Source organism: Rathayibacter festucae DSM 15932 (genome assembly GCF_004011135.1).
Taxonomy (GTDB): Bacteria; Actinomycetota; Actinomycetes; order Actinomycetales; family Microbacteriaceae; genus Rathayibacter; species Rathayibacter festucae.
In genome coordinates, this window is sequence record NZ_CP028137.1 from 1,962,796 (window position 1) to 1,984,849 (window position 22,054).

Below are 22,054 nucleotides of genomic sequence, written 5' to 3' on the forward strand. Positions count from 1 at the left end.
ACGGCGCTACTCGACGAGCACGGGGACGGGGGCGAGCAGATCCGCGAGCGGGAGGGGCGCGGCGGCCGCGGCGCTGCCGTGGAGGCCGAGCAGGAGCTGCAGGCGCTCGTTGACGGGGGCGGGCACACCGGCGCGGCGGGCGAGCAGGACGATCTCGCCGGTGAGGTGATCGATCTCGCTGCTCGTGCCGCGGGCGGCGCTCTGCCAGGTCGACAGCCGGCCGGCGGTGTGGCCGGGCACGGGATCGACGGCGAGGCGGGTGCCGTCGTCGGGAGCGACCGCGAGGCCGTTCGCGGCGAGGGCGGCGCGCGCCTCCGCGACGAGCAGCTCGCGCGCGGCGGCGTGCTGCTCGGCCGGGCCCTCGAACAGGTCGAGGCCGTTGGCCGCGTTGGCCAGCAGCTTGCGGGCCTTCCAGGCGCCGATGTCGGGCACGGCGCGGGCGGCGAAGCCGGCACCGCGGAGGATCGCGGCGTACTCCTCCGCCCGCGGGTCGGCGGCGTCGGGGTGCCGGCCGATCCAGAGCACGCCGACCGTCGGGAAGGAGGGCGAGACGACCTCGCCGGGCACCAGGAAGCTGGCGGCGATGCCGATCGACACCCCGTAGACCGTGGCGAAGCGGCGCAGCGCGCTGTCATCGATGGCGAGTCCGTTCTGCAGGGTCAGCACCGGCAGCCCGGCGCCGGCCCCGCCCCCGGCGAGCGGGGTCCAGGCCCATTCGGCGAGCGCCGCCTCCGCGTCCTGCGCCTTCACCGCGAGCACGAGGACGTCGCCGCGCGCGGGCGCCGCCTCCGCGGGGCCGTCGGCGACGGGCAGCCGCACGATCTCGTCGCCCGCGGGCCGGCGCACGCGCAGCCCGTTCTCGCGGAGGAGCCGCAGGTGCTCCCCGCGCGCCACGAGCACGACCGGCTGCCCGGCCAGATGCAGCTGCGCGGCGAGGACGGAGCCGACGGCCCCGCCGCCGATCACGAGGAAGCGGCCGCTCACGGGCGCACCGCCGCTCGCCCGGGGATCGCCGCGAGCAGGGTGCGGGTGTACTCCGCCGCGGGCGCGCCGAAGACGCGGGCGGTGGTGCCCGCCTCCTGCACCCGCCCGCGGTCGAGGACGACGACCTCGTGGGAGACCTCGGCGACGACGGCGAGGTCGTGCGAGACGAAGAGGTAGGCGACGCCGAGGTCGCGCTGCAGCTCGACCAGGAGCTCGAGGATCTGCGCCTGCACGGACACGTCCAGCGCGGAGACCGGCTCGTCGAGGAGCACGAGGTCCGGGCCGAGGGCGAGCGCGCGGGCGATCGCGACGCGCTGGCGCTGACCGCCGGAGAGCTCGGCCGGCAGCCGGGAGAGGAAGGAGCCGGGCAGCCCGACCCGGTCGAGCAGCTCGCGGGCGCGCTCCAGCCGCGAGGCGCGGTCGCCGATCCGGAAGGAGACCAGCGGCTCGACGACCGACTCCAGCACCGTGAAGCGCGGGTCGAGCGCGGCGAACGGGTTCTGCTGCACCAGCTGGATCCGCCGGCGCAGCGGCCGCCACTGCCGGTCGCTCGCCGCGGTGAGGTCCTCCCCCTCCACGAGCACCCGGCCGCTCGACGCCCGCTCGAGGCCGAGAGCGATCCGCAGCGCGGTCGTCTTGCCCGAGCCCGACTCCCCCACCAGCGCGAGGGTCTGCCCCGCGCGGATCGAGAAGGAGACGTCGTCGAGCGCGCGGTACGGCGGGCGGCGGCCCGGCAGCGCGAAGTCCTTGACGACGTTCTCGACCCGGACGATCTCCGGAGCGGGCTCGACGTGCTCGAAGCGCGGCACGAGCTCGCCGCCGAGTCCGGGCGCCGCCGCGAGCAGCTCGCGGGTGTACTCCTCCCTCGGCGCGACCAGGATCTGCGCGGGCGGGCCCTGCTCCACCACCCGTCCCTCGCGCAGCACGAGGACGCGGTCGGCCCGGTCGGCGGCGACGGCGAGGTCGTGGGTGATGATCAGCAGCGCGATGCCCTGCTCGCGGCCGAGCGACTGCAGGTGATCGAGCAGGCGCTTCTGCACGGTGACGTCGAGGGCCGAGGTCGGCTCGTCGGCGATGATCAGCCGCGGCCGGCCGGCCAGCGCGATCGCGATCAGCGCCCGCTGGCGCAGCCCGCCGGACAGCTCGTGCGGGTACTGCCGGGCGCGCAGCTCCGGATCGTCGATGCCCGACTGCCGCAGCGCCTCGAGCACCTCGGCGTCGACGGAGCGGCGGTCGACGCCGCGCAGGCGCACCGCCTCCGCCACCTGGGCGCCGATGCGCAGCGTCGGGTTCAGCCCGACCATCGGGTCCTGCGGGACGAGGCCGACGAACCGCCCGCGCAGGTGCCGGAGCCGCTTCTCCGCCGCGTGCGTCACGTCCTCGCCGGCGAGCGCGATCGACCCGCCGGTGATCCGGCCGCCGGAGGGCAGCAGGCCGAGCACAGCGTTCGCGGTCGTCGACTTGCCCGAGCCGGACTCGCCGACCACGGCGACGATCTCGCCGGGCGCGATCTCGAGCGAGACCTCGTGCACGACGGTGCGCTCGCCGTAGGCGACGCTGAGCCGGTCGAGCCGCACGAGCGGGCCGGCCGCGGCGGGCCCTGCGGAGGGGACCACGCCGGCGCTCATCGCTGCACCTCCTCGAGGCTCTTGGCCACGTGGTTGAGCGCGAAGACCAGCAGCCCGACGAAGAGCCCCGGCAGCAGCGAGAGCCACGGGCTGGTGACGAGGTAGTTGCGGCCGCTGGAGATCAGCGTCCCCCACTCCGCTGCGGGCGGCGCCGCGCCGAAGCCGAGGAAGCTCAGCGCGGCGATCGCGATGATCGCGGTGCCCAGATCGAGCACGGCCAGCACGGCCACGGGCCCCCAGGAGTTGGGCAGCACGTGCCGCACGAGCACGCGCAGCCGGCTCGCACCTCCGGTGCGCGCGGCCTCGACGTAGGGCAGCGTGCGCACCCGGAGCACCTCGGCGCGGGTGGTGCGCGCGAAGCCGGGCAGGATGCCGATCCCCACGGCGAGCGCCACCGGCAGCGTGCCGAAGCCGATCGCCGTCACGATCGCCAGGGCGAGCAGCAGCCCCGGGATCGCCAGCAGCACGTCGACGATCCGCATGATCACCGCGTCCACCACTCCGCCCGCGGAGCCGGAGACCACGCCGAGCGTCAGCCCGCCGACCAGGGCGATCGCGAGGGCGATCACCGTCGCCTGCACCGTCAGCGCCCCGCCGTGCAGGACCCGCGCGAACAGGTCGCGGCCCAGCTCGTCGGTCCCGAAGAGGTGCACGAGGCTCGGCGCCTGCAGCTTGTCGGCCGGCGCGGTCGCGGTCGGGTCGGCGCCGGTGAAGAGCGCGGGAGCGATCGCCGAGGCCAGGACGAACAGCACGAAGACCAGCGCCAGGACGAAGCCCGGGCGGCGCAGCAGCAGGCGGAGGATCCGCACGCGGCGGGCGCCCCGGCCGTGCGCCGCGCGGGTGAGCGGCTCGGGAACGACGAGCGCCTCGGGCCGGGTGAGTTCGAGAGTCATGGTCGGCTCGCCTTCGGTGTCGAGGTGATGCGCGGATCGAGGAGGGGGTAGAGCAGGTCGACCAGGAGGTTGATGCCGACGAACACGACGGCCGCCAGCACGACGATCGCCTGGACGACCGGCACGTCCTGGGTGAGCACCGACTCCTGGGCGAGCGTGCCGATGCCCTGCCGGGCGAAGATCGTCTCGGCGACGATCGCTCCCGTGACGGTGTTGCCGGCCAGGATCCCGAGGATCGTCAGCGTCGGCAGCGAGGCGTTGCGGAAGGCGTGCCGCCACTGCACCTCGCCGCGGGAGAGGCCCTTGGCGCGGGCCGTGGTGATGTAGGCCTCCGCCTCGACGTCCGCGAAGCTCCGGATCAGCACCTGGGCGAGCATCGCCGAGGTCGGGATCGCCATGGTCACCGCCGGCAGGATCAGGCTCGCCGGGGTCGCGCTGCCGGTGGAGGGCAGCAGGTGCAGCGAGAAGGCGAAGAACTGGATGAGCAGCAGGCCGATCCAGAAGCCGGGGAACGCCACACCCGCGGAGGGCAGCCGGCCGAGCACCGTCTTCAGCGGCGCCCAGCGGACGTACGCCGCGAGGGAGGCGAGCGCGGTGCCGCCGATCAGCGCGAGGCCGATCGCCAGGGCGCTGAGCTGCAGGGTGCCGGGCAGCTTCTCGGCGATCAGGTCGGTGACCGGGATCCCCTTGGTGATCGAGGTGCCGAAGTCGCCCCGCAGCGCATTGCCGAGCATCGTCGCGTACTGCTGCCAGACCGGCTGGTCCAGTCCGTAGCGCGCCTGAGCCTCGGCGAGCTGCTGCGGGGTGAGCGAGTCGACCTCGACGTTGTTGGCCGAGAGGAGGAGCGCCAGCGGGTCGCTCGGCAGCAGCCACAGCACCGCGAAGGTCACGGTGTAGGCGGCCCAGAGCACCAGCACCGCCTGGCCGAGCCGGCCGAGGAGGTAGCGGCCGAGGCCCGAGGGGGCCGAGCGGGTGCCCGGCCTCCCCGGTGCGATCCCCGGTGCCGCAGCCGGGGCCGAAGCCGAGCCGAGCGCGGTCACGGCTGGATCCAGGCGTCGGCGAAGTCGCCGAACGCCTCCGAGGTGAAGCGGAAGCCGTGCACCGCCGACGAGACGCCCGCCAGCTGCACCCGCTCGGCGAACGGGAAGACCAGGGCGTTGTCGATCAGGTAGTCCTGCAGCTCGCCGTAGACCTCGGCGCGCGCCGCGGTGTCGATCGTCTGCACGCCCTCGTCGAGCAGGGCCTGCACGGTCGCGGCCTGCTCGGCGTCGAGGCCGTTCGTCGCCTGCGCCTTCGAGCCGGCGTAGCGGGAGTCGATGATCCACTGGATCACTCCCGGGTCGGCCCGCGTGTAGTAGGTCGAGATCAGGTCGTAGTCGCCGCTGCTCAGCACGTCGGCGCGCTGGGCGTTGGTGATCACGTTCAGCTCGAGCTCGATGCCGACCTGCTTCAGCTGGTCCTGGATCAGCTGATCGCCGGCACCGAACTGGGTGACGATCGGCACCGAGAGCGTGAGCCGCCGCCCGTCCTTCGAGCGGTAGCCGTCGTCGCCGAGCTTCCAGCCCGCCTCGTCCAGCAGCTCGCCCGCGCCCTCGGCGTCGAAGGCGAGCTTCGACGACTCGTCTTCGTAGAACGGAGTCGTCGTGTTGTAGATGCTGGTCGCGGCCGGGTAGCCGGAGCCGAAGACCGTCGTCGCGTAGGTGTCGCGGTCGATCGCCTTCTGCACGGCCTGCCGCACCCTCTCGTCCGAGAGGATCTTCCCCTCGGCGACGTTCGGGTAGTAGTTGCTCGCGGGGCCCGGCAGCGAGCGGCTCTCGACCGTGTCGCCGGAGCCCGTGATCACGGCCTGGTCGTTCTCCGAGATCGGGTTCCGCGGCCAGGCGATGTCGATCTCGTCGCTGGTCAGCTGCCCGACGCGGACGCTGTCCTCCGCGACGTAGCTGATGTCGATCCCGTCGAGGTGCGCCTCCCCCGTGTTCTCGCGCAGGGCCGAGCCCCAGGCGTACCCGTCGCGCTTGTCCAGCGTGATGCCGGTGCCGGGGGTGTAGCCGGTCAGCGTGAACGGGCCGGAGCCGACGATCCCGCCGAGGCAGCGCTCCTCGGGCGTCCTCTCGTAGGAGGAGGCGGCGAAGATCGCGAGGTTGGTGGTCGAGGTGCCCTGCAGGAACGCGGCGTTGGGCGTGGAGAAGACGACCTTCACGGTGTCGGCGTCCACGACCTCCGTGCCCGAGTAGCCGGCGAGGTAGACGCCGCCGTAGGCCGAGGGCAGCTGCGCGAGGGTCGCCTTGTCGTTGTCGAACGAGGTCTTCACGCTCTCCGCGGTGAAGGGCGTGCCGTCCGAGAAGGTGACGTCGGTGCGCAGGTCGAAGGTGTACTCGGTGCCCGCGTCGTTGACGCTCCAGTCGGTCGCGAGCCAGGGCTGGATCTCGCCGGTCTCCGGATCCTGGTCGGTGAGCGAGTCGGCGACGTTGCGGATCACCGTGCGGTGCTCGATCCAGTAGGTCTGGAACGGGTCGACGCAGGAGAACGCGGCGTTGTCGGGGAAGAAGGCGAGCGAGAGCCGGCCGCCGTCGACGGGGGTCGCGTCGTCGGCGGCCGTGCCCGCGCCCGAGGCGCCCGAGCAGGCGGAGAGGGCCAGCGCGGAGGCGAGGGCGAGCGCGGCGGCGGCGGTGCCCGATCGTCGGAGGGGGCGTGAGCGGTGGAACGTCATGGCGGTGGTCTCCCGTGCAGAGAAGTCGGAGTGCGGGGTGTCGGAGTGCGGGGTGTCGGAGTGCGGGCTGTCAGAGCGCGGCGGCCGCGAGCGAGCGCGTGCCGGCGATCAGGAGGGCGGCGTCGTCCTGCGGCGGGTGCACCCGGGAGGCGAGGACGTCGCGGAGGTGCCGCTCGAGCGGGTGGTGCCGGGTGAGCCCGGGGTTGCCGAGCGCGGCGACGGCCGTCTCGACCGCGGTGACGGCCGAGCGGGTGGCGAGAAGCTTGCCGACGACGAGGCGCTCGGCGGCGCGCGGATCGCCCGCATCCACTCGCGCGGCCAGCGAGAGCAGCACCTCTTCGGCCTGCACCAGCTGCGCCTGGATCTCGCCGGCGACCGAGCGGATCCGCTCCGTCGTGGCGATCGGCCGGCCGAGCGAGGTCGGGATCCGCTCGTTCGCGAAGCGCACGAAGAAGCTCTGCGCCGCCCGTCCGACGCCGACGTAGAGCGCCGCGACCGCGAGACCGAAGCCGCCGGCCGCCCCGGACTCGGGCGCGAGCTGCGAGCGGGGCGTCCCGCGGAAGTGCTCCAGCGGCAGGCGGACCTGCTCGTAGACCACGTCGTGCGTGCTCGTGGCCCGCTGGCCCAGGTGGTCCCAGGTCCGCTCGATCCGGACGCCCGGGGCGTCGCCGGGCACGATCGCGTGCGCGAGCTCGGGCTCGCCCGACGCCCCGCCGTGATCGACCGCCCAGACCAGGTGGTACGCCAGCCCCTCCGAGCCGGTGGCGAAGCCCTTGCGGCCCTCGAGCAGCCAGCCGTCGCCGTCGCGGCGGATCGTCGTTGCGGGCAGGCCGCCCCGGGCCGGAGCGCCCCACTCGGGCTCGGCGCGCACCGCGTTGAGCAGCACGGGGCGCTCGGCGGAGTCGGCGAGCACCGAGCGGTAGAGCTCCTCCGGCCAGAGCGCGGCGCGGTCCTGCGCGGCGTGCTGCAGCACGGTCATCGCCGAGATCAGCGCGACCGCCGGGTCGCCCTGGCCGAGCGCGCCGAAGACGCGCACGAGGTCGACGGTGGAGGCGGGCGTGCCGCCGTAGCGGGTGCCGACTCCGAGGGCGAGCAGTCCCGCCTCGTGCACGGCCTGGATCCCCTGCCAGGGGAACTCGGCGGTGCGGTCGTAGTGCTCGGCGGTCTCGGCCAGGCGAGCCGTGACCCGGGCGAGCGCGCGGTCGGAGACATCGGGCGCGGGCAGGACCGCGGCGGCGGAGCGGACCGTGGCGGCCTGTCCCGTGAGCAGCGTCACGCGATCGCCCCGGCGAGCTCGGCCTCGAGCGGCGGCTGCGCGACGATCTCGCCGCGGCGCCCGGTCGCCTCGCGGTGCGCGAGCTCCTGGCGCACCAGAGGGATGACGTACCGGCCGTAGTCGACCGCGTCGTTCAGGTTGTCGTAGCCGCGGATCGAGATCAGGTCGGCACCGAGGTCGACGTAGTCGAGGATCGCCGCGGCGACCGTCTCCGGCGTGCCGACGAGCGCCGTGGAGGCGCCGGCCGCCCCGGTGGCGGTCGCGGTCGGCGTCCAGAGCGCCCGATCGTGCAGGTCCTTCCGCCGCGCGATGTCGAGGAGGCGCTGCGAGCCGACGTTCGCCGGGCCGGTGGCGCTCGGCGTCTGCACCCAGAGCCCCTTCTCGCCCTTCCGCGGGTTCGTCGTGCCGCCGCGGCTCTGCAGGATGCCGAGGATCCGGTGCGCCTTCTCCCAGGCGAGCTCCTCGGTCGGCGCGATGATCGGCCGGAAGGTGACCCAGGTGCGCGGGGTGTCGGCGCGGCCGGCGGCGAGCGCCGCGTCCGCGATCCGGTCGATCTGCTGCTGGGTGTCGGCCAGCGGCTCGCCCCACAGGCCGAAGATGTCCGCGAGCGCGCCGCCCTGGCGGTAGGCCTCGTCGCTCGAGCCGCCGACCGAGATGGGGATGGTGCCGCGCACCGGCCGCACCCGCGAGACGAAGTCCTCGAAGCGGTAGTACTCGCCCTCGTGATCGAACGGCTCGGTCGCCGACCAGACCTTCCGGAGGATGCGGAGGTACTCCTCCTGCCGCGCGTAGCGCTCGGCCTTGCTCAGCCGGTCGCCCTCGCGGGCCTGCTCGTGGTCGTTCCCGCCGGCGATGAAGTGCACGACGGCCCGGCCGCCCGAGAGCTGGTCGAGAGTGGCGAGCGCCTTCGCCGCGACGGTCGGGTAGACGGTGTTGGGCCGCAGCGCGACGATCGGCTTCAGGTGCTCGGTGTACTGGGTGACCGCGGCGGCGATCGTGAACGGGTCGTGCCCGGCCGAGCCGTAGGGCACCAGCGTGTAGTCGAAGCCGCCGTCCTCGAGGATCCGGGAGTAGCGGCGCAGGTAGGCGACGTCGATGGCCGGGTCGGCCAGGCCGTTGACCTCGTTGGAGTGGTTGACGTTGATCGCGGAGATGAACTCGACGGTCATGGGAGGTCCTTTCGAGAGGGTGCGGAGGCGCATCGGAGGCGCGCGGGCACGCCGGAGGAGCGCGGGACGGCGCGGAGAGAGGGACGCGCGGCGGCCGCGGAGGCGGGCGGCGGCGCGCAGAGGCCGGGACGGGAGCGGCGAGGGCCGGCCGTCGGGCGGAGGAGTCGGGCGACGCGGAGGCGTCAGCGGGAGACCGGACAGGAACATCCGCGCACCGGCGCGAGGGGGTTCCCGTCCGAGGACATTCGAGTGCCGACGCTCCCGCGGCTCGCTGCACCGGTCGCGCCGAGCGGCGCGGCGGCGGTGAGGGCGGGCGGGAAGGTCATGGCTCCGACGCTACGGCCGGGGTGCTCCGGGCGTCCAACGATGATTCCGGATGCGTTCCGATCGGCGATCCCGATCGTTGGTAACGATTCGTCACACCCGCGCTGGCGGCCGGCGACGGAGGTCACACTCGCGCGCCCGCGGGCACCGCGACCGGCCTCGCGCGCACCGTGCCGAAGACCCCGGCGAGGGCGGCGAGCGCCGTGTCCTCGACGTCCGGGGCGAGGCCGCGCCGCGAGACGAGGCGCAGGTTGACCGAGCCGAGCGCCGGCAGGTCGTGCCGCTCGACGAGTCCCTCGGCGACCGCGCCGCGGTGCGCGGTCGGCAGCACCGCGACTCCGACACCGGCGCGGGCCGCCGCGATCACGCCCTCCAGCCCCGTCGACTCGGCGGCCACCCGCACCTCGTGACCGAAGGCGCCGAGCTGCTGCAGCGCGCGCTGGCGCATCCCGCACGGCTCGGAGTAGGCGACGAGCGGGATCGGCGCGTCCTCCGGCGGCTGCCAGCCGGGTGCCGAGTACCAGTCGAGCGGCAGCGTCGCGACCTGGCGGCCCGGCAGGTCGCCGCCCACGCCGAGGATGACCGCGAGATCGACGACGCCGCGGGCCACCGCCTCCGCCAGGTGGGTGGAGCGGTCGAGTGTGAAGGTGAGCGGGCGGTCGTCGAAGGCGCGGTGCAGCGTCTCGAGCAGCCGGGGCAGCAGCTGCTCCGCGGCCGGCTCGGTCAGGCCGAGGGCGAGCGGGTTCTCGCTCGCCGCGTCGAGCAGCTCCAGCGCATCGTCGTGCACCGCCAGGATTCGGCGGGCCTGCACCAGGAGGCGCTCGCCGGCCGACGTGAAGCGGGCCCTGCGCCCGACCTTCTCGATGAAGGTGCGCTCGAGCCGCCGCTCGAGGGTGCGGACGTGCTGCGAGACCGTCGGCTGGCTGATGTGCAGGGCGACGGCCGCCCGGCCGAATCCGCCGCAGTCGGCGATCGCCACGAGCGTGCGCAGGTGGACGATGTCGAGGGTCTCGGGCATCCCCCGACGCTACGCACGCGCCCGACCCGGGGCGACCGACGGCGCAACACGCGGACATCTCCCTGCGCAGGGGAACGGCCGAGGTCTCCGCTGCTGCGGAGCGCCCCGGCCGTCTCCGTGCGAACGCCTCTCGGATCAGGCGCCGGAGATGCCCGCGTACCCGTTCGGCTGCCAGTCCCAGAGCGCTCGGCCGTCGGCGCTGCGCACCACGAGGTTGCCGTCGTTCTGCATCGTCAGCACCGATCCCGGATTGCTGCCGGTCCCGGAGGACCACAGCGCTCGGCCCGAGGCGCTGTAGACGACCGCGTTGCCGTCGTTCTGCATCACGAAGCGGTTGCCCGCGCCGGAGGTCCCCGTGCTCCACAGGGCGACGTCGCCGGAGGGACTGCCGTAGTACACGACGACGTTGCCGTCGCTTTGCAGCACCGTGCGGACGTCCCCGCCTCGCGAGCGGAGGAACTGGCCGACGGAGAGCTGCGCGCCGGGCACCAGCGAGTCGCGGTATGCCGGGCTTCCGCCGTCGCTCGACCAGAGAGCGCGGAACGAGCTCGAGTAGAGCACCAGGTTGCCGTCGTTCTGGAGCACCAGCTGGGCACCGTTGAAGCCGGACGTGCCGGTGAACCACACCGCCGCTCCGCCCTGATAGCTGACGAGGTCGCCCGCCTCGAGGGCGAGTCGCGTGCCGCCGCTCGTCCCGGCACTCCAGCGGACCCCGCTCTGCCCGATGACGACGAGGTTGCCGTCGTTCTGGTAGACGGCGCGGTAGCGGCCATCGGCGGAGGCGAGCGCCTGACCGCGGTCGAGCTGCCGACCCTCGACGAGGGTGGTCTCCCCGCGGCTCGCCCACAGAGGTGCCGCCGTGGCGGAGTAGGAGACGAGATTGCCGTCGCTCTGGATCGCGAGGAAGGCCGGCTCCCCGCGGCCGTTGCTGCCGCTGGCCCACAGCGCCGCGCCCTGCGCGGAGTAGATCACGATGTTGCCGTCGCGCTGGAGCGTGAGCGAGTTGCCGGCACCCGAGGTGCCACTGACCCAGAACGCCCCACCGTTCGGGTCGTAGACGACCGCGTTGCCGTCGGTCTGCATCACGAAGCGGAAGACGCCCTGGCTGCCGAGGTTCGACCGGAGCTCCTCACCGGCCTTCAGCGTCGCTCCGACGGCGAGCCGATCGCCGGTCGCGACGGCCGCGGCGGCGGTCTCGGCGTGCAGCGCCGGCGGAGCTGCGAGCGCGGGACCGGCGACGGCGCCGCAGGTCAGGGTGGTGGCGAGGACGACGGCCGCGAGGCGGCCTCGAGTGGACAGGATCATGTGGTTCCCCCGGTGAATCGATCGCCCGCGGAAGTGCGGGCCCGCTCATCCTGGCAGTCGCGCACGACGGCCCGCCGACGGCGTTCTCACGATCCGATCACGGCCGCACGACGAGGCGGCCCCTCCCCCGGCCCGCCCTGTCGGACGGTCGTGGAAGGGGCCGCGCGACTCGGCGGATCAGTGCGCGAGCACCGGCTCCGCGGACGCCCCGGACGAGACCGCCAGGCCCGCCGAGCGGCGGCGGAACAGCAGCACCGAGAGCACCGCGCCGACGGCGAAGAAGCCCGCGCCCCAGCCGTAGGCGACCGCGTAGCTCTGCACGGCGGCCTCCGCCGCGGTCGCCGCCGTGGTCGGGGTGTGGCTGAGTAGGTAGTCGGTCACCGCGGTCGCCGCGAGCGTGTTCAGCAGCGCGGTGCCGATCGAGCCGCCGACCTGCTGGCTGGTGTTGACCATCGCCGAGGCGACGCCGGCGAAGCGCATGTCGACTCCGCGGGTGGCGGTCTGCATCGAGCCGGGCATGATCGAGCCCATCGCGAAGCCGAGCACCATCAGCGCGGGCAGCACGTCGGCCGCGTAGCCGCTGTCGAGGTCGAGGCGGGTGAGCAGCAGCATGCCGACCACGCCGAGCAGCATGCCGAAGGTCACCATGATCTTCGGTCCGAAGCGCGGCAGCAGCAGGTTGGTCGAGAGCTGCGCGGCGAGCACGAGCATCCCGATCATCGGCAGGAACGACAGCCCGGTCTGGATCGGCGAGTAGCCGAGCGAGACCTGCAGGTAGTAGGTGACGAAGAGGAAGATCCCGAACATCCCCGCGCCGGCGATCAGCACCGAGAGGTACGCGGCGCCGCGGTCGCGGTCGAGCACGATCTGCAGCGGCAGCAGCGGGTGCTCGGTGCTGCGCTGGCGGAGCACGAAGCCGACGAGGAGCACGACGGCCGCGGCGAGCGGCACCCAGGTCATCGGCGAGTCCCAGCCGTCGGTCTCCGCGTTGGCGAAGCCGAAGACCAGTCCGAAGAGGGCGGCCGAGACGAGGATCGTCCCGGGCACGTCGAGCCGCGGGCGCGGGCCGACCCGGTCGATGGTCGGCACGAAGACGATCGCGCCGATGACCGCGACGACCGCGATCACGACGTTGATGTAGAGGTTCCAGCGCCAGTCGAAGCTCTCGGTCAGCACGCCGCCGAGGAGGAGGCCGACCGCGCCGCCGGCGCCGGCGATCGCGCCGAAGACGCCGAACGCGCGGGCGCGCTCCTTCGGGACGGTGAAGGTGGTGGTGAGCACGGCGAGGGCGGTCGGCGCGAGGAGGGCGCCGAACACGCCCTGCAGGGCGCGGGCCGCGATGAGCAGCTCGAAGTTGGGGGCGGCACCGCCGAGCGCGGAGGCGATGGCGAAGCCGATCAGGCCGATGATGAAGGTGCGCTTGCGGCCGATCAGGTCGGAGAGGCGCCCGCCGAGCAGCAGGAGGCTGCCGAAGGCGAGCGAGTAGGCCGTGACGACCCACTGGCGGTCGCCGTCCGAGAAGCCGAGGTCGGCCTGGGCGGCGGGGAGGGCGATGTTCACGACGGTGGAGTCGAGCACGACCATGAGCTGGGCGAGCCCGACGGCGACGAGCGTCCACCAGCGGCGGGAGGACGGGGCCGGAACCGCGGGGGCGGCGGAGTCCGGCAGTGATGTGGTCTGCGACATGGAGGAGACCATATACGAGACTCGCCAGTTTCGGAACTGCGGAGTTCTTCAATTAGCATGGTGTTCACACGGGCCGTTCGCGCGGCCCTCCCGAACCGATTGGAGAAGCCGCGATGACGCCGCCCACTCCCCCCGCCGCCACTTGCGACGCCCCGGCACGCCCCGGCCGCCGCCGCGATCCGAACCGCGACGGCGAGATCCTCACCGCCGCCCTGGATGTGCTCGCCGAGACCGGCTACGACGGCATGACCATCGACATGGTCGCCGCGCGTGCGAAGGCCGGCAAGGCCACCCTCTACCGCCGCTGGGAGTCGAAGGCCGAGCTCGTGCTCGAGGCCGTCGCCTGCCTGAAGGGCGCCGACATCGACCAGGACGCGCTCCCCGACACCGGCACCCTGCGCGGCGACCTGGTCGCCCTGATCCGCCCGCGCGCGATCGAGGACGCCGAGCGCAAGCTCCGGATCATGTCCGGCGTCGTCGCGATGATCTCGAAGGCGCCCGAGCTCGCCGACGCCGTCCGCCAGGCCATCGTGGAGCCGCGCGCTCGCGCCAACCGCACGCTCCTGCGCCGCGCCATCGACCGCGGCGAGATCCCGGCCGACGTCGACGTCGACATGCTCGCCGTCCTGACGCCCTCGATGGTCTCCTACCGCGTGCTGCTGATGCGCGAGCCGGTCGACCGCGACTACCTGATCTCCCTCGTCGACAACGTGCTCCTCCCCGCGGTCGGCCTGCGCGCCGGAGCCCCCGCCGCCTGACAGCCGCGCCGGGCCTCGACCCTGCTGATCGAGTAGCCCGCGCAGCGGGCGTATCGAGATCCACCCCCCCGCCAGAGGCCGAGCCTGCAGACCCACCCTGCTGACGTTGCCGGGTCTCGATACGCCCCTCCGGGGCTACTCGACCACCATGAAAGCGCGCTGTCGCGTCCTGCCCTTCCGGCCGCCGCCGCGACTGACAGCCGCGGCTAGGAACCGGGACGCACGGGCGTGAAGTAAAACGTCCGAGGCTACTGGTAGGTCCACAGAGCCCGTCCGCTCGCGCTGTACACGACGAGGTTCGCGTCGTTCTGCAGCACGAAGCGGGCTCCAGGGTTGCCCGAGGTCCCGGTCTGCCACAGCGCGCGGCCACCGGCGCTGTAGATCACGACGTTGCCGTCGGTCTGCTGCACGAGGCGGTTGCCTGCTCCCGAGGTGCCGCTGCTCCAGATCACCTTGTCGCGGCGGACACCGCTGTCGTCGATGGTGCTGACGACCATGTCGTAGAGCACGAAGTTCCCGTCGCCCTGCAGGACGGAGCGGAACCGCTTGTCAGCGCTGGTCAGCTGCTCGCCGACCGCGAGCTCCTGGCCCGCGGTGAGGGTGTCGCGCTTCGCCGGAGCCGGCGCGGCGGCATCGCTCGACCAGAGCGCACGGCCCGCGGTCGAGTAGATCACGAGATTGCCGTCGTTCTGGATGACCAGGCGGGCGCCAGCATTGCCGCCCGTGCCGGTGAACCAGAGGGGTCGGTAGAAGTCGTCGATGACGAGGTTGCCGTCGGCCTGCATCAGGAGGCGCAGGCCGCCGCTGGTCTCCGCGTTCCAGCGCACGCCGTTCGGGCCGTAGGTGACGAGATTGCCGTCACGCTGGAAGACGGTCCGGTAGGCCCCGTTCTGCGAGGTGATCGACTGGCCGCGCTCGAGGCGCCGGTCGGAGCCGAGCGTCTCGGCGCCGCGACTCGACCACAGCGGCCCGCCGCCGTCGAAGCGCGCCTACGAGACGAGATTGCCGTCGTCCTGCAGCACGAGCCGGTCGGGCTGCTCGTGACCGCTGGAGCCGCTGACCCACAGCGGCGCGCCGCCCTCGGTGTAGACGACGATGTTGCCGTCGTTCTGCAAGGTGAAATAGTTGCCCGACCCGCGGGTGCCGGTCGTCCACTCGACGCCGCCCGACGCGGAGTAGAGCACGACGTTACCGTCGCCCTGCATGACCAGGCGGTACTGCCCGTTCGCCGAGGTGAGCTGCTCGTCCACGTGGAGGGCGGTGCCGGGCGCGAGGGTGTCGCCGACCGTGACGGCAGCGGCGAGGCGGACCACGGAGAACGACGTGGCGGGCGCGGCGAGGGCGGGCGCCGCGGCGACCCCGGAGGCGGAGACGACGGCGGCGGCGACAACGGCGGCCGCGAGGCGGCTCCGAGGGGGCAAAAACACGGGCGAGGGCCTTTCGAACGGGACCGCATCGGTGCGGACACGGCATCCTGACACGGCTCGAAGCATCCGAACGCCTCAATCGTGGCCAGGCGCATTCAAGCGGTAGCGACGCCGTCGAGCGGTGAAGGGCCCGCCTTCTTTAGTGCAGCGGCGGGCCGTTCACCAGCTAGCGCGGGTTGTTGTGAGAGGTGCACGCGCCGTCTTGTCTGTCGTGCTGCTGCCGCGCGAGCTGTTCGACCGCGACGAGCTGATCTCGCCTGCCGACGACGTGCTGTTGTCCGCTGGGAAGAGCGTGCACCTCAGCGACGATATGGCGAAGGCCCGCCCCACGCGGGAACGGGCCTTCGCGCCTCCAACTTCCGATCAGTACCGGAAGTCCTCGCAGGCTCGTCCGTCATTGTTGCGGTCGAGGTCTCCCGGATCGTTGTAACCGCGGTAGCGCTCGAACCACGCCTGCGCTTCGGCCTGAGACCTGAAGCTGTCGCAGTTGACGACATTGCCCGGGTTGCTCGACCACAGCACTGCATTCGACGTCGAGTAGACGACGAGGTTGCCGTCGTTCTGCATCACCATCCGGGCGCCGGGGCGCCCCGACGTTCCCGTCTGCCACAGAACTCGATTGGCTGCGGAGTAGACGACGGCGTTGCCATCGCTCTGCATGGCAAGGCGGTTGCCCGGCCCGGACGTCCCTGCACTCCATCTCACGCGACTGCCCGTATAGACAACGAAGTTTCCGTCCGACTGCATTGCAGCACGGGAGCCCCCATTACTGGACACGAGCTGCTGCCCGCTGCGGAGTTCGGCGCCGCCCGGCAGAACGTCGCCGAACTGCGGCGTCGGCGTGGGCGCCGGAGCAGACGGAGCAGTGCTCGACCACAGTGCGCGACCGTTGGCCCCGTAGATGACGAGGTTGCCGTCGTTCTGCATCACCATCCGCGCCCCTGGATTTCCGGAAGTCCCCGACTGCCACCGGACCGATCCGCCGGCTGAGTAGACGACGGCGTTGCCGTCGCTCTGCATCGCTAGCCTGTTACCGGACCCGGACGTGCCTGCGCTCCATCGCGCGGCCCCGCCGCTGTAGACGACGAAGTTGCCGTCTGCCTGCATCACCGCCCGCGAACCGGAATCGTTTGAGGTGAGCTGCCGGTCGGTCTGCAACTCGCCGCCGCCGTTCAGGGTGTCGCCGATCGCGGACGGCTGCGTCTGCTGCGAGGACGCCCATGCGGCGGAATTGTCAGCGCGGTAGACGACGAGGTTTCCGTCGTCCTGAATGATCAGGAGCGAGCCGGGGTTCCCGCTCGTGCCAGTGCTCCAGACAGGACGACCCTCAGCCGAATAGATGACGACGTTTCCGTCATTCTGCATTGCAAGACGATCACCGCTGCCCTGGGTTCCGGTGCTCCAGGTCGGCCGCCCGTTGAAGTCGTAGATGACGGCGTTGCCGTCGGTCTGCATGACGAACGAGTAGTTTTCGAACTCGGACGTGATGCTCTCACCTCGCGCGAGTACCTCACCGCCGACGAGCGCATTGAGGTACTGTCCCGCCGCCCGCGCCGATTCCGTAGCAGCCGATGGTCCAACTAGAGAAGAAGTGATGCCGATTTCGGCGTCGGCCGCGGAAGAGGCAGGCGCGAACGCCGCCGACCCACCCACTGTCAGCAGGCACGACAGCGTGAGAGCTGCAAGTCGTCGAGGAGAAGCATGTGGCATGGAGGACCCCTTCGGAGTTCTGGCGAACAGTTCACTCACCGTCGAGTGACGTCTGGATCCTGACACGCCTTCAGGGGGCAGTCCACCCCTTGGACGAGCGCATTCATTTCTCTGCCGAAGCCGTCGCCGAGGCTCCCGCACCATTACTGCTTCCAGCGAGAAGGAAAGGATCGGGTCTCGATCGGCGAGAGAAGAAGTTCTCGGAGGAATCGGTCTCGAGACAACGACGAAGGCCCGCCTCCTGCGAAGAAGACGGGCCTTCGGTCAGTTCGAATCAGTAGTCGTACGAGTCGCACGCCAGTCCGTTGTTGTCGCCGTCCAGACGACCGGGGTCGCCGTACGCGCGGTATAGGTTGAACCACGCCTGAGCGTCCGCCTGGGAGCCGAAGCTGTCGCAGTTGACCACATCACCGGGGTTTCCGGGCGGGGTGGGAATGGGGGCCGGAGCCGGGATCGGCACGGGGCGGGGCGCGGGAGCCGGCTGGTTGCTCTGCCAGACCGCACGGCCACCGGCCGAGTAGATCACCAGGTTGCCGTCGTCCTGCATGACCATTCGCGAACCGGGATTGCCCGACGTCCCGGACTGCCAAAGTGCACGGCTGCCCGAATAGATCACGGCGTTCCCGTCGGTCTGCATGACGAGTCGATTGCCAGCACCAGACGTGCCCGCGCTCCATCGAACCCCGCCGGCGCGGTAGACCACGAAGTTGCCGTCGCCCTGCATCACGGCCTGGTTGACTCCATTGGGCGAGACCAGGCTGCGACCCGAGCCGAGCTCGTTGCCCGAGTTCAGCGTGTCGCTGATGGCGGGCGTGGGCGGCGCCGGCGGCGTGTAGCTCGACCACACGGCGCGGTTGCCCGAGTAGATCACCAGGTTGCCGTCGTTCTGCATCACCATGCGCGCGCCCGGGTTGCCCGAGGTGCCCGACTGCCAGCGCACAGCGCCGCCGGAGGAGTAGACGACCGCGTTGCCGTCGGTCTGCATCGCGAGGCGGTTGCCGCTGCCGGACGTGCCGGTGGAGAAGCGGACCTCGCCACCGCGGTAGACGACGAAGTTGCCGTCGCCCTGCATCGCGGCGCGCGAGCCGCCGTCGCTCGAGACGAGCTGCTGGCCGGAGCGGATCTCGCCGCCGCCGTTCAGCACGTCGCGGATCACGGGTGCCGGCGGCGCGGGCGGGGTGTAGCTCGACCACAGGGCACGGCCCGAGGCGGCGTAGATGACGAGGTTGCCGTCGTTCTGGATGACCATGCGCGCACCCGGGTTGCCCCCGGTGCCCGACTGCCAGCGCACTCCGCCGCCGGCGGAGTAGACGACCGCGTTGCCGTCGCCCTGCATCGCGAGGCGGTTGCCCGCGCCCGAGGTGCCGGCGCTCCAGCGTGCTGAGCCGCCGCTGTAGACGACGAAGTTGCCGTCGCCCTGCATGACCGCCCGCGAGCGCGAGTCGGTGGAGGTGATCTGCTGGTCGGCACGCAGCTCGGCGCCACCGCGGAGGGTGTCGCCGACGACGGCGGGCGGAGCGGCCTGGTAGGACGTCGCCCAGGCGGGGGTGCCGTTGGTGCGGTAGACGACGAGGTTGCCGTCGTTCTGCATCACCAGGAACGCGCCGGGGTTGCCGCCGGTGGCCGACTGCCAGAGCGCGCGGTTCGCCGTCGTGTAGACGACGAGGTTGCCGTCGGCCTGCATCGTGATGCGGTTGCCGGTGCCGGACGTGCCGGTGCTGAAGGTCGAGCGGCCCGCGGCGTCGTAGACGACCGCGTTGCCGTCGGTCTGCATCACGAAGCGGAACTGGCCGTTGCGCGAGACGATCCGCTGACCGGCGTTGAGCGTCGAGTCGGAGGCGAGTCGGTCGGTCGCCGCGGCCGGGGGCTGCGTCGGAGTGGGGGTCGGCGTCGGCGTCCGCGTCGGGCGCGGGGTCGAGGTCGGAGTGGCGGTGGGCGTCGCGGTCGGCGTCGCCGTCGGGGTCGCGGTCGGCGTCGCGGTCGGCGTGGCCGTCGGAGTCGGCGTCGGCTCCGGAGCCGGCTGCGTCGTCTCGGTCGGGATGGGCGTCGGCGTCGGCGTCGGGGTCGGCTCGGTCGTGGGTTCCGGCGTGGGAGTCGGCGTGTCCGTCGGATCCACCATCGCGTACGAGAGCGCGGACGCGGTCGGAGCGAGCGCGGCGGCACCTCCCGCCGCGAGGAGGCACGCGAGCGTGAGTGCTGCGAGGCGGCGGGCGGGGGGCTGTGGCATGAAGCGCCTTTCACAGTGCGGATGCAGAGGAGGCCCGCGCATCATCGAGCGGGCCAGGCGGAGCCTCCCACGCGCCCTCCCCGCCCGTCCATCCTTTTGGGTAGAACTACCCAACAGATGTCGAGCGGCTGCCCGCGTCACGAGGACCCCCGCGAGTCTCCTAAAATCGGAGCCATGTCGAAGGTCTTGAACAGTCTGCCTGTGGGCGAGCGCGTCGGAATCGCATTCTCGGGAGGGCTCGACACATCGGTCGCGGTCGCCTGGATGCGCGAGAAGGGCGCGGTGCCCTGCACCTACACCGCCGACATCGGCCAGGCCGACGAGCCCGACATCGACAGCGTGCCCGCGCGCGCCGCGCAGTACGGCGCCGAGATCTCCCGCCTCGTCGACGCGAAGAGCGCCCTCGTCGAGGAGGGGCTCGTCGCGCTGCAGTGCGGCGCCTTCCACATCCGCTCCGGTGGCAAGACCTACTTCAACACCACCCCCCTGGGCCGCGCCGTCACCGGTACCCTGCTGGTCCGCGCGATGCGCGAGGACGGCGTCGACATCTGGGGCGACGGCTCCACCTACAAGGGCAACGACATCGAGCGGTTCTACCGCTACGGCCTGCTGGCCAACCCGCGCCTGCGCATCTACAAGCCCTGGCTCGACGTGCAGTTCGTCAACGAGCTCGGCGGCCGCACCGAGATGTCGGAGTGGCTCGTCGCCCGCGGCTTCCCGTACCGCGACGCCACCGAGAAGGCGTACAGCACCGACGCCAACATCTGGGGCGCCACCCACGAGGCCAAGCGCCTCGAGGAGCTCTCCAGCGGCATGGAGCTGGTCGAGCCGATCATGGGCGTCGCCGCCTGGCGCGAGGACGTCGAGATCGCCGCCGAGACCGTCAGCGTCCGCTTCGAGGCCGGCCGCCCGGTCGCACTCAACGGCGTCGAGTACTCCGACCCGGTCGCCCTCGTCCTCGAGGCCAACACGATCGGCGGCCGCCACGGCCTGGGCAACTCCGACCAGATCGAGAACCGCATCATCGAGGCGAAGAGCCGTGGCATCTACGAGGCGCCCGGCATGGCGCTGCTGCACCTGACCTACGAGCGCCTGCTGAACGCGATCCACAACGAGGACACCATCGCGCAGTACCACTCCGAGGGCCGCCGCCTCGGCCGCCTGATGTACGAGGGCCGCTGGCTCGACCCGCAGTCGCTGATGCTGCGCGAGTCCATCCAGCGCTGGGTCGGCTCCGCCGTCTCCGGCGAGGTCACCGTGCGCCTGCGCCGCGGCGACGACTACACGATCCTCGACACCACCGGCCCCGCGCTGAGCTACCACCCCGACAAGCTGTCGATGGAGCGCGTCGGCGACGCCGCCTTCGGCCCCGAGGACCGCATCGGCCAGCTGACCATGCGCAACCTCGACATCGCGGACTCCCGCTCGCGCCTCGAGCAGTACGCCGCCGCTGGCCTGGTCGGCGGCTCGACCGCCGAGCTGGTCGGCCACCTCGAGATCGGCGAGTCCGAGGCGATCACCGAGGGCAACGGCTCCGCCGCCGCCGACGCGCTCGGCCGCGCCACCGACCTCGCCTCCGAGGGCGCCGCCTTCGACGCGGGCACCGACTGACGCACCCCTCCTGAGGGCCGGCGGGAACTTCCCCGCCGGCCCTTCTTGGTACCCGCAGCCCGTGCCCCACCTCCGGCACGCGAAACCACCCCGGGCACGCTGAAACCCCCGGATTCCGCGAGCCGGACACGCTTCCACGAGCCGAACCCACCGCCCCGCCACCTCCGGCACGCGAAACCCTCCCGGGCACGCCGAAACGGCCCGCTCCCGCGAGCCGGACGTCCTCCCACGCGCCGAACCGTCCCGCCCGCCACCTTCGGCACGCGAACCGACCCTCGGCACGCCGAAACCCCCGGATTCCCCGAGCCGACCCTCGATCCACGAGCCGAAGGTTCCCACCGGGTACCTCCGGCACGCTGAACACCCCTCGGCACGTCATAACGGCCGGTTCCCACGAGCCGAACGTCCGCCCGCTCTCCGGTACCAGCCCACCGTGCCGCCACCTCCTCCGTACGGAGGGGTGGTCGCGGTGCCTCGTCGCGGCTCCTGGCTCGGGTCTGGCGGGCGCGCCGCAGGCGCGCGGGAAGGAGCCGCGACGAGGCACCGCGTCCACCCCGTTCGCACCGAGCGCGACGTCGCGCAGCGACGAGCACGCCAGCAGTCAGCACCCCGGGCCGTCAGTCCCCCCGCACCAGCCCCAGCGCCGCTTCCGCCGTCGCCACCGCCTGCCCCGGATCGACCCGCGCCAGCACCAGCGAGGTCACCAGCAGCGACACCAGCACCCCCGCCTGCCGCCCCCGCCACTCGGCGGACTCCCCCGGCCACCGCGCCGCCGCCCCCGCGAGCATCGCCCGCTGCAGCTCCGCCCGGTACTCCGCGATCACCTCGCGCACCGCGTCGTCGCGCGCGATCGGCGCCCCCGCCGCGTTCAAGAGGAGGCACCCGCTCTGCGCCGACACGGTCCGCGGATCCGCGAGCGCATTACGCAGCCCCGAGAAGTAGTCCGCGAGGGCCGTCGGCGAGACCTCGTCGCGGGTGAGTGGCGCGAGCCTCGGCCGCACGATCTCGTCGAGGTAGCTCTGAACCGCCGCGTCGAAGAGCCCGCGCTTGCTGCCGAACGCGTGGTACAGGCTGGAGCGGCCGAGTCCGGTCGCCGCCTCGAGCTCGGGCAGCGACGCCTCCTCGAAGCCGCGGTCCCAGAAGACGGCGCGCGCCGACCGGACCACCTGGTCGGTGTCGAAGCTCTGCGTGCGTCCCACGGCAACTCCCTCTGCTGACTGATCCGGCACCGGTCGAGCTGCCGAGGGCAGCCGGACTGTTGTGAACCGGTCGTTCCAGTATAGAGTGAGGCCGTTCGGTAGTGAACCGAGCGATACACAATTAGGAGG

Annotated in this window: 17 protein-coding genes; 2 read left to right on the forward strand and 15 right to left on the reverse strand. The window is 72.4% G+C overall.

Features of this window, described 5'->3' with window-relative positions; genetic code table 11:
* Positions 1-6: 6 nt before the first annotated feature.
* The 10 genes from C1I64_RS09185 to C1I64_RS09230 all read right to left on the reverse strand — a co-directional run bounded on the left by C1I64_RS09185 (position 7) and on the right by C1I64_RS09230 (position 12,993).
* Positions 7-984 (reverse strand): ketopantoate reductase family protein, encoded by a 978-nt coding sequence (locus C1I64_RS09185; protein ID WP_127886987.1) that lies wholly within the window; start codon positions 982-984, stop codon positions 7-9.
* Complete coding sequence (locus tag C1I64_RS09190) at positions 981-2,612, reverse strand: dipeptide ABC transporter ATP-binding protein (protein WP_127886988.1); 1,632 nt, start codon at positions 2,610-2,612, stop codon at positions 981-983. Before C1I64_RS09190 ends, C1I64_RS09185 begins: the two co-directional genes overlap by 4 nt.
* The gene (locus C1I64_RS09195) at positions 2,609-3,505 is read right to left on the reverse strand and encodes an ABC transporter permease (protein ID WP_127886989.1); all 897 of its coding nucleotides are present in this window, start codon (positions 3,503-3,505) and stop codon (positions 2,609-2,611) included. Before C1I64_RS09195 ends, C1I64_RS09190 begins: the two co-directional genes overlap by 4 nt.
* Positions 3,502-4,545, reverse strand: a complete 1,044-nt coding sequence (locus tag C1I64_RS09200; protein ID WP_244209434.1) for an ABC transporter permease — start codon at positions 4,543-4,545, stop codon at positions 3,502-3,504. Before C1I64_RS09200 ends, C1I64_RS09195 begins: the two co-directional genes overlap by 4 nt.
* A complete protein-coding gene (locus C1I64_RS09205; RefSeq protein WP_127886990.1) occupies positions 4,542-6,215 on the reverse strand; it encodes an ABC transporter substrate-binding protein in 1,674 nt (557 codons plus the stop codon). Before C1I64_RS09205 ends, C1I64_RS09200 begins: the two co-directional genes overlap by 4 nt.
* Positions 6,216-6,285: 70 nt before the next feature.
* Positions 6,286-7,491 carry an acyl-CoA dehydrogenase family protein gene (locus C1I64_RS09210; protein WP_127886991.1) on the reverse strand — a complete coding sequence of 402 codons (1,206 nt, stop codon included), beginning with the start codon at positions 7,489-7,491 and terminating at the stop codon, positions 6,286-6,288.
* Complete coding sequence (locus C1I64_RS09215; protein WP_127886992.1) at positions 7,488-8,660, reverse strand: LLM class flavin-dependent oxidoreductase; 1,173 nt, start codon at positions 8,658-8,660, stop codon at positions 7,488-7,490. The genes C1I64_RS09210 and C1I64_RS09215 overlap by 4 nt, the downstream gene beginning before the upstream one ends.
* 448 nt (positions 8,661-9,108) lie before the next feature.
* On the reverse strand, positions 9,109-10,002 hold the full coding sequence (locus tag C1I64_RS09220; RefSeq protein WP_127886993.1) for a LysR substrate-binding domain-containing protein: 894 nt from the start codon (positions 10,000-10,002) through the stop codon (positions 9,109-9,111).
* A gap of 135 nt (positions 10,003-10,137) precedes the next feature.
* A complete protein-coding gene (locus C1I64_RS09225) occupies positions 10,138-11,307 on the reverse strand; it encodes a hypothetical protein (protein WP_127886994.1) in 1,170 nt (389 codons plus the stop codon).
* Between the two features lie 177 nt (positions 11,308-11,484).
* A complete protein-coding gene (locus C1I64_RS09230; protein WP_244209435.1) occupies positions 11,485-12,993 on the reverse strand; it encodes an MFS transporter in 1,509 nt (502 codons plus the stop codon).
* 113 nt (positions 12,994-13,106) lie between these two features.
* Here C1I64_RS09230 and C1I64_RS09235 point away from each other — a divergent pair, with 113 nt between their 5' ends.
* Positions 13,107-13,751 (forward strand): TetR/AcrR family transcriptional regulator, encoded by a 645-nt coding sequence (locus C1I64_RS09235; protein ID WP_127886996.1) that lies wholly within the window; start codon positions 13,107-13,109, stop codon positions 13,749-13,751.
* Between the two features lie 248 nt (positions 13,752-13,999).
* Here the strand turns inward: C1I64_RS09235 and C1I64_RS09240 are convergent, their stop codons facing one another.
* From C1I64_RS09240 to C1I64_RS20350, 4 genes are all read right to left on the reverse strand, one after another.
* Positions 14,000-14,578: a hypothetical protein gene (locus tag C1I64_RS09240; RefSeq protein ID WP_127886997.1), complete on the reverse strand. Its 579-nt coding sequence runs from the start codon at positions 14,576-14,578 to the stop codon at positions 14,000-14,002.
* A gap of 162 nt (positions 14,579-14,740) precedes the next feature.
* Complete coding sequence (locus tag C1I64_RS09245) at positions 14,741-15,178, reverse strand: hypothetical protein (protein WP_164874495.1); 438 nt, start codon at positions 15,176-15,178, stop codon at positions 14,741-14,743.
* Positions 15,179-15,541: 363 nt separating this feature from the next.
* On the reverse strand, positions 15,542-16,888 hold the full coding sequence (locus C1I64_RS09250) for an excalibur calcium-binding domain-containing protein (RefSeq protein ID WP_164874496.1): 1,347 nt from the start codon (positions 16,886-16,888) through the stop codon (positions 15,542-15,544).
* A 274-nt stretch (positions 16,889-17,162) separates the two neighbouring features.
* Positions 17,163-19,115: a hypothetical protein gene (locus tag C1I64_RS20350; protein ID WP_208645108.1), complete on the reverse strand. Its 1,953-nt coding sequence runs from the start codon at positions 19,113-19,115 to the stop codon at positions 17,163-17,165.
* Positions 19,116-19,289: 174 nt separating this feature from the next.
* Here C1I64_RS20350 and argG point away from each other — a divergent pair, with 174 nt between their 5' ends.
* Positions 19,290-20,726, forward strand: coding sequence for an argininosuccinate synthase (argG, locus tag C1I64_RS09260; protein ID WP_127887001.1), 1,437 nt, complete (start codon positions 19,290-19,292; stop codon positions 20,724-20,726).
* A gap of 617 nt (positions 20,727-21,343) precedes the next feature.
* Here argG and C1I64_RS09265 read toward each other — a convergent pair.
* Entirely contained in the window at positions 21,344-21,925 is a 582-nt protein-coding gene (locus C1I64_RS09265) for a TetR/AcrR family transcriptional regulator (RefSeq protein ID WP_127887002.1), read from the reverse strand.
* Positions 21,926-22,054 lie beyond the last annotated feature (129 nt).

What these genes read in the sequence shown, in the direction of transcription:
- C1I64_RS09190 (WP_127886988.1), bottom strand. Translation starts at nt 2,612, where the DNA reads ATGAGCGCCGGCGTGGTCCCCTCCGCAGGGCCCGCCGCGGCCGGCCCG.
- C1I64_RS09195 (WP_127886989.1), bottom strand. Translation starts at nt 3,505, where the DNA reads ATGACTCTCGAACTCACCCGGCCCGAGGCGCTCGTCGTTCCCGAGCCG.
- C1I64_RS09205 (WP_127886990.1), bottom strand. Translation starts at nt 6,215, where the DNA reads ATGACGTTCCACCGCTCACGCCCCCTCCGACGATCGGGCACCGCCGCC.
- C1I64_RS09215 (WP_127886992.1), bottom strand. Translation starts at nt 8,660, where the DNA reads ATGACCGTCGAGTTCATCTCCGCGATCAACGTCAACCACTCCAACGAG.
- C1I64_RS09220 (WP_127886993.1), bottom strand. Translation starts at nt 10,002, where the DNA reads ATGCCCGAGACCCTCGACATCGTCCACCTGCGCACGCTCGTGGCGATC.
- C1I64_RS09225 (WP_127886994.1), bottom strand. Translation starts at nt 11,307, where the DNA reads ATGATCCTGTCCACTCGAGGCCGCCTCGCGGCCGTCGTCCTCGCCACC.
- C1I64_RS09230 (WP_244209435.1), bottom strand. Translation starts at nt 12,993, where the DNA reads ATGTCGCAGACCACATCACTGCCGGACTCCGCCGCCCCCGCGGTTCCG.
- C1I64_RS09235 (WP_127886996.1), top strand. Translation starts at nt 13,107, where the DNA reads ATGACGCCGCCCACTCCCCCCGCCGCCACTTGCGACGCCCCGGCACGC.
- C1I64_RS09250 (WP_164874496.1), bottom strand. Translation starts at nt 16,888, where the DNA reads ATGCCACATGCTTCTCCTCGACGACTTGCAGCTCTCACGCTGTCGTGC.
- C1I64_RS20350 (WP_208645108.1), bottom strand. Translation starts at nt 19,115, where the DNA reads ATGCCACAGCCCCCCGCCCGCCGCCTCGCAGCACTCACGCTCGCGTGC.
- argG (WP_127887001.1), top strand. Translation starts at nt 19,290, where the DNA reads ATGTCGAAGGTCTTGAACAGTCTGCCTGTGGGCGAGCGCGTCGGAATC.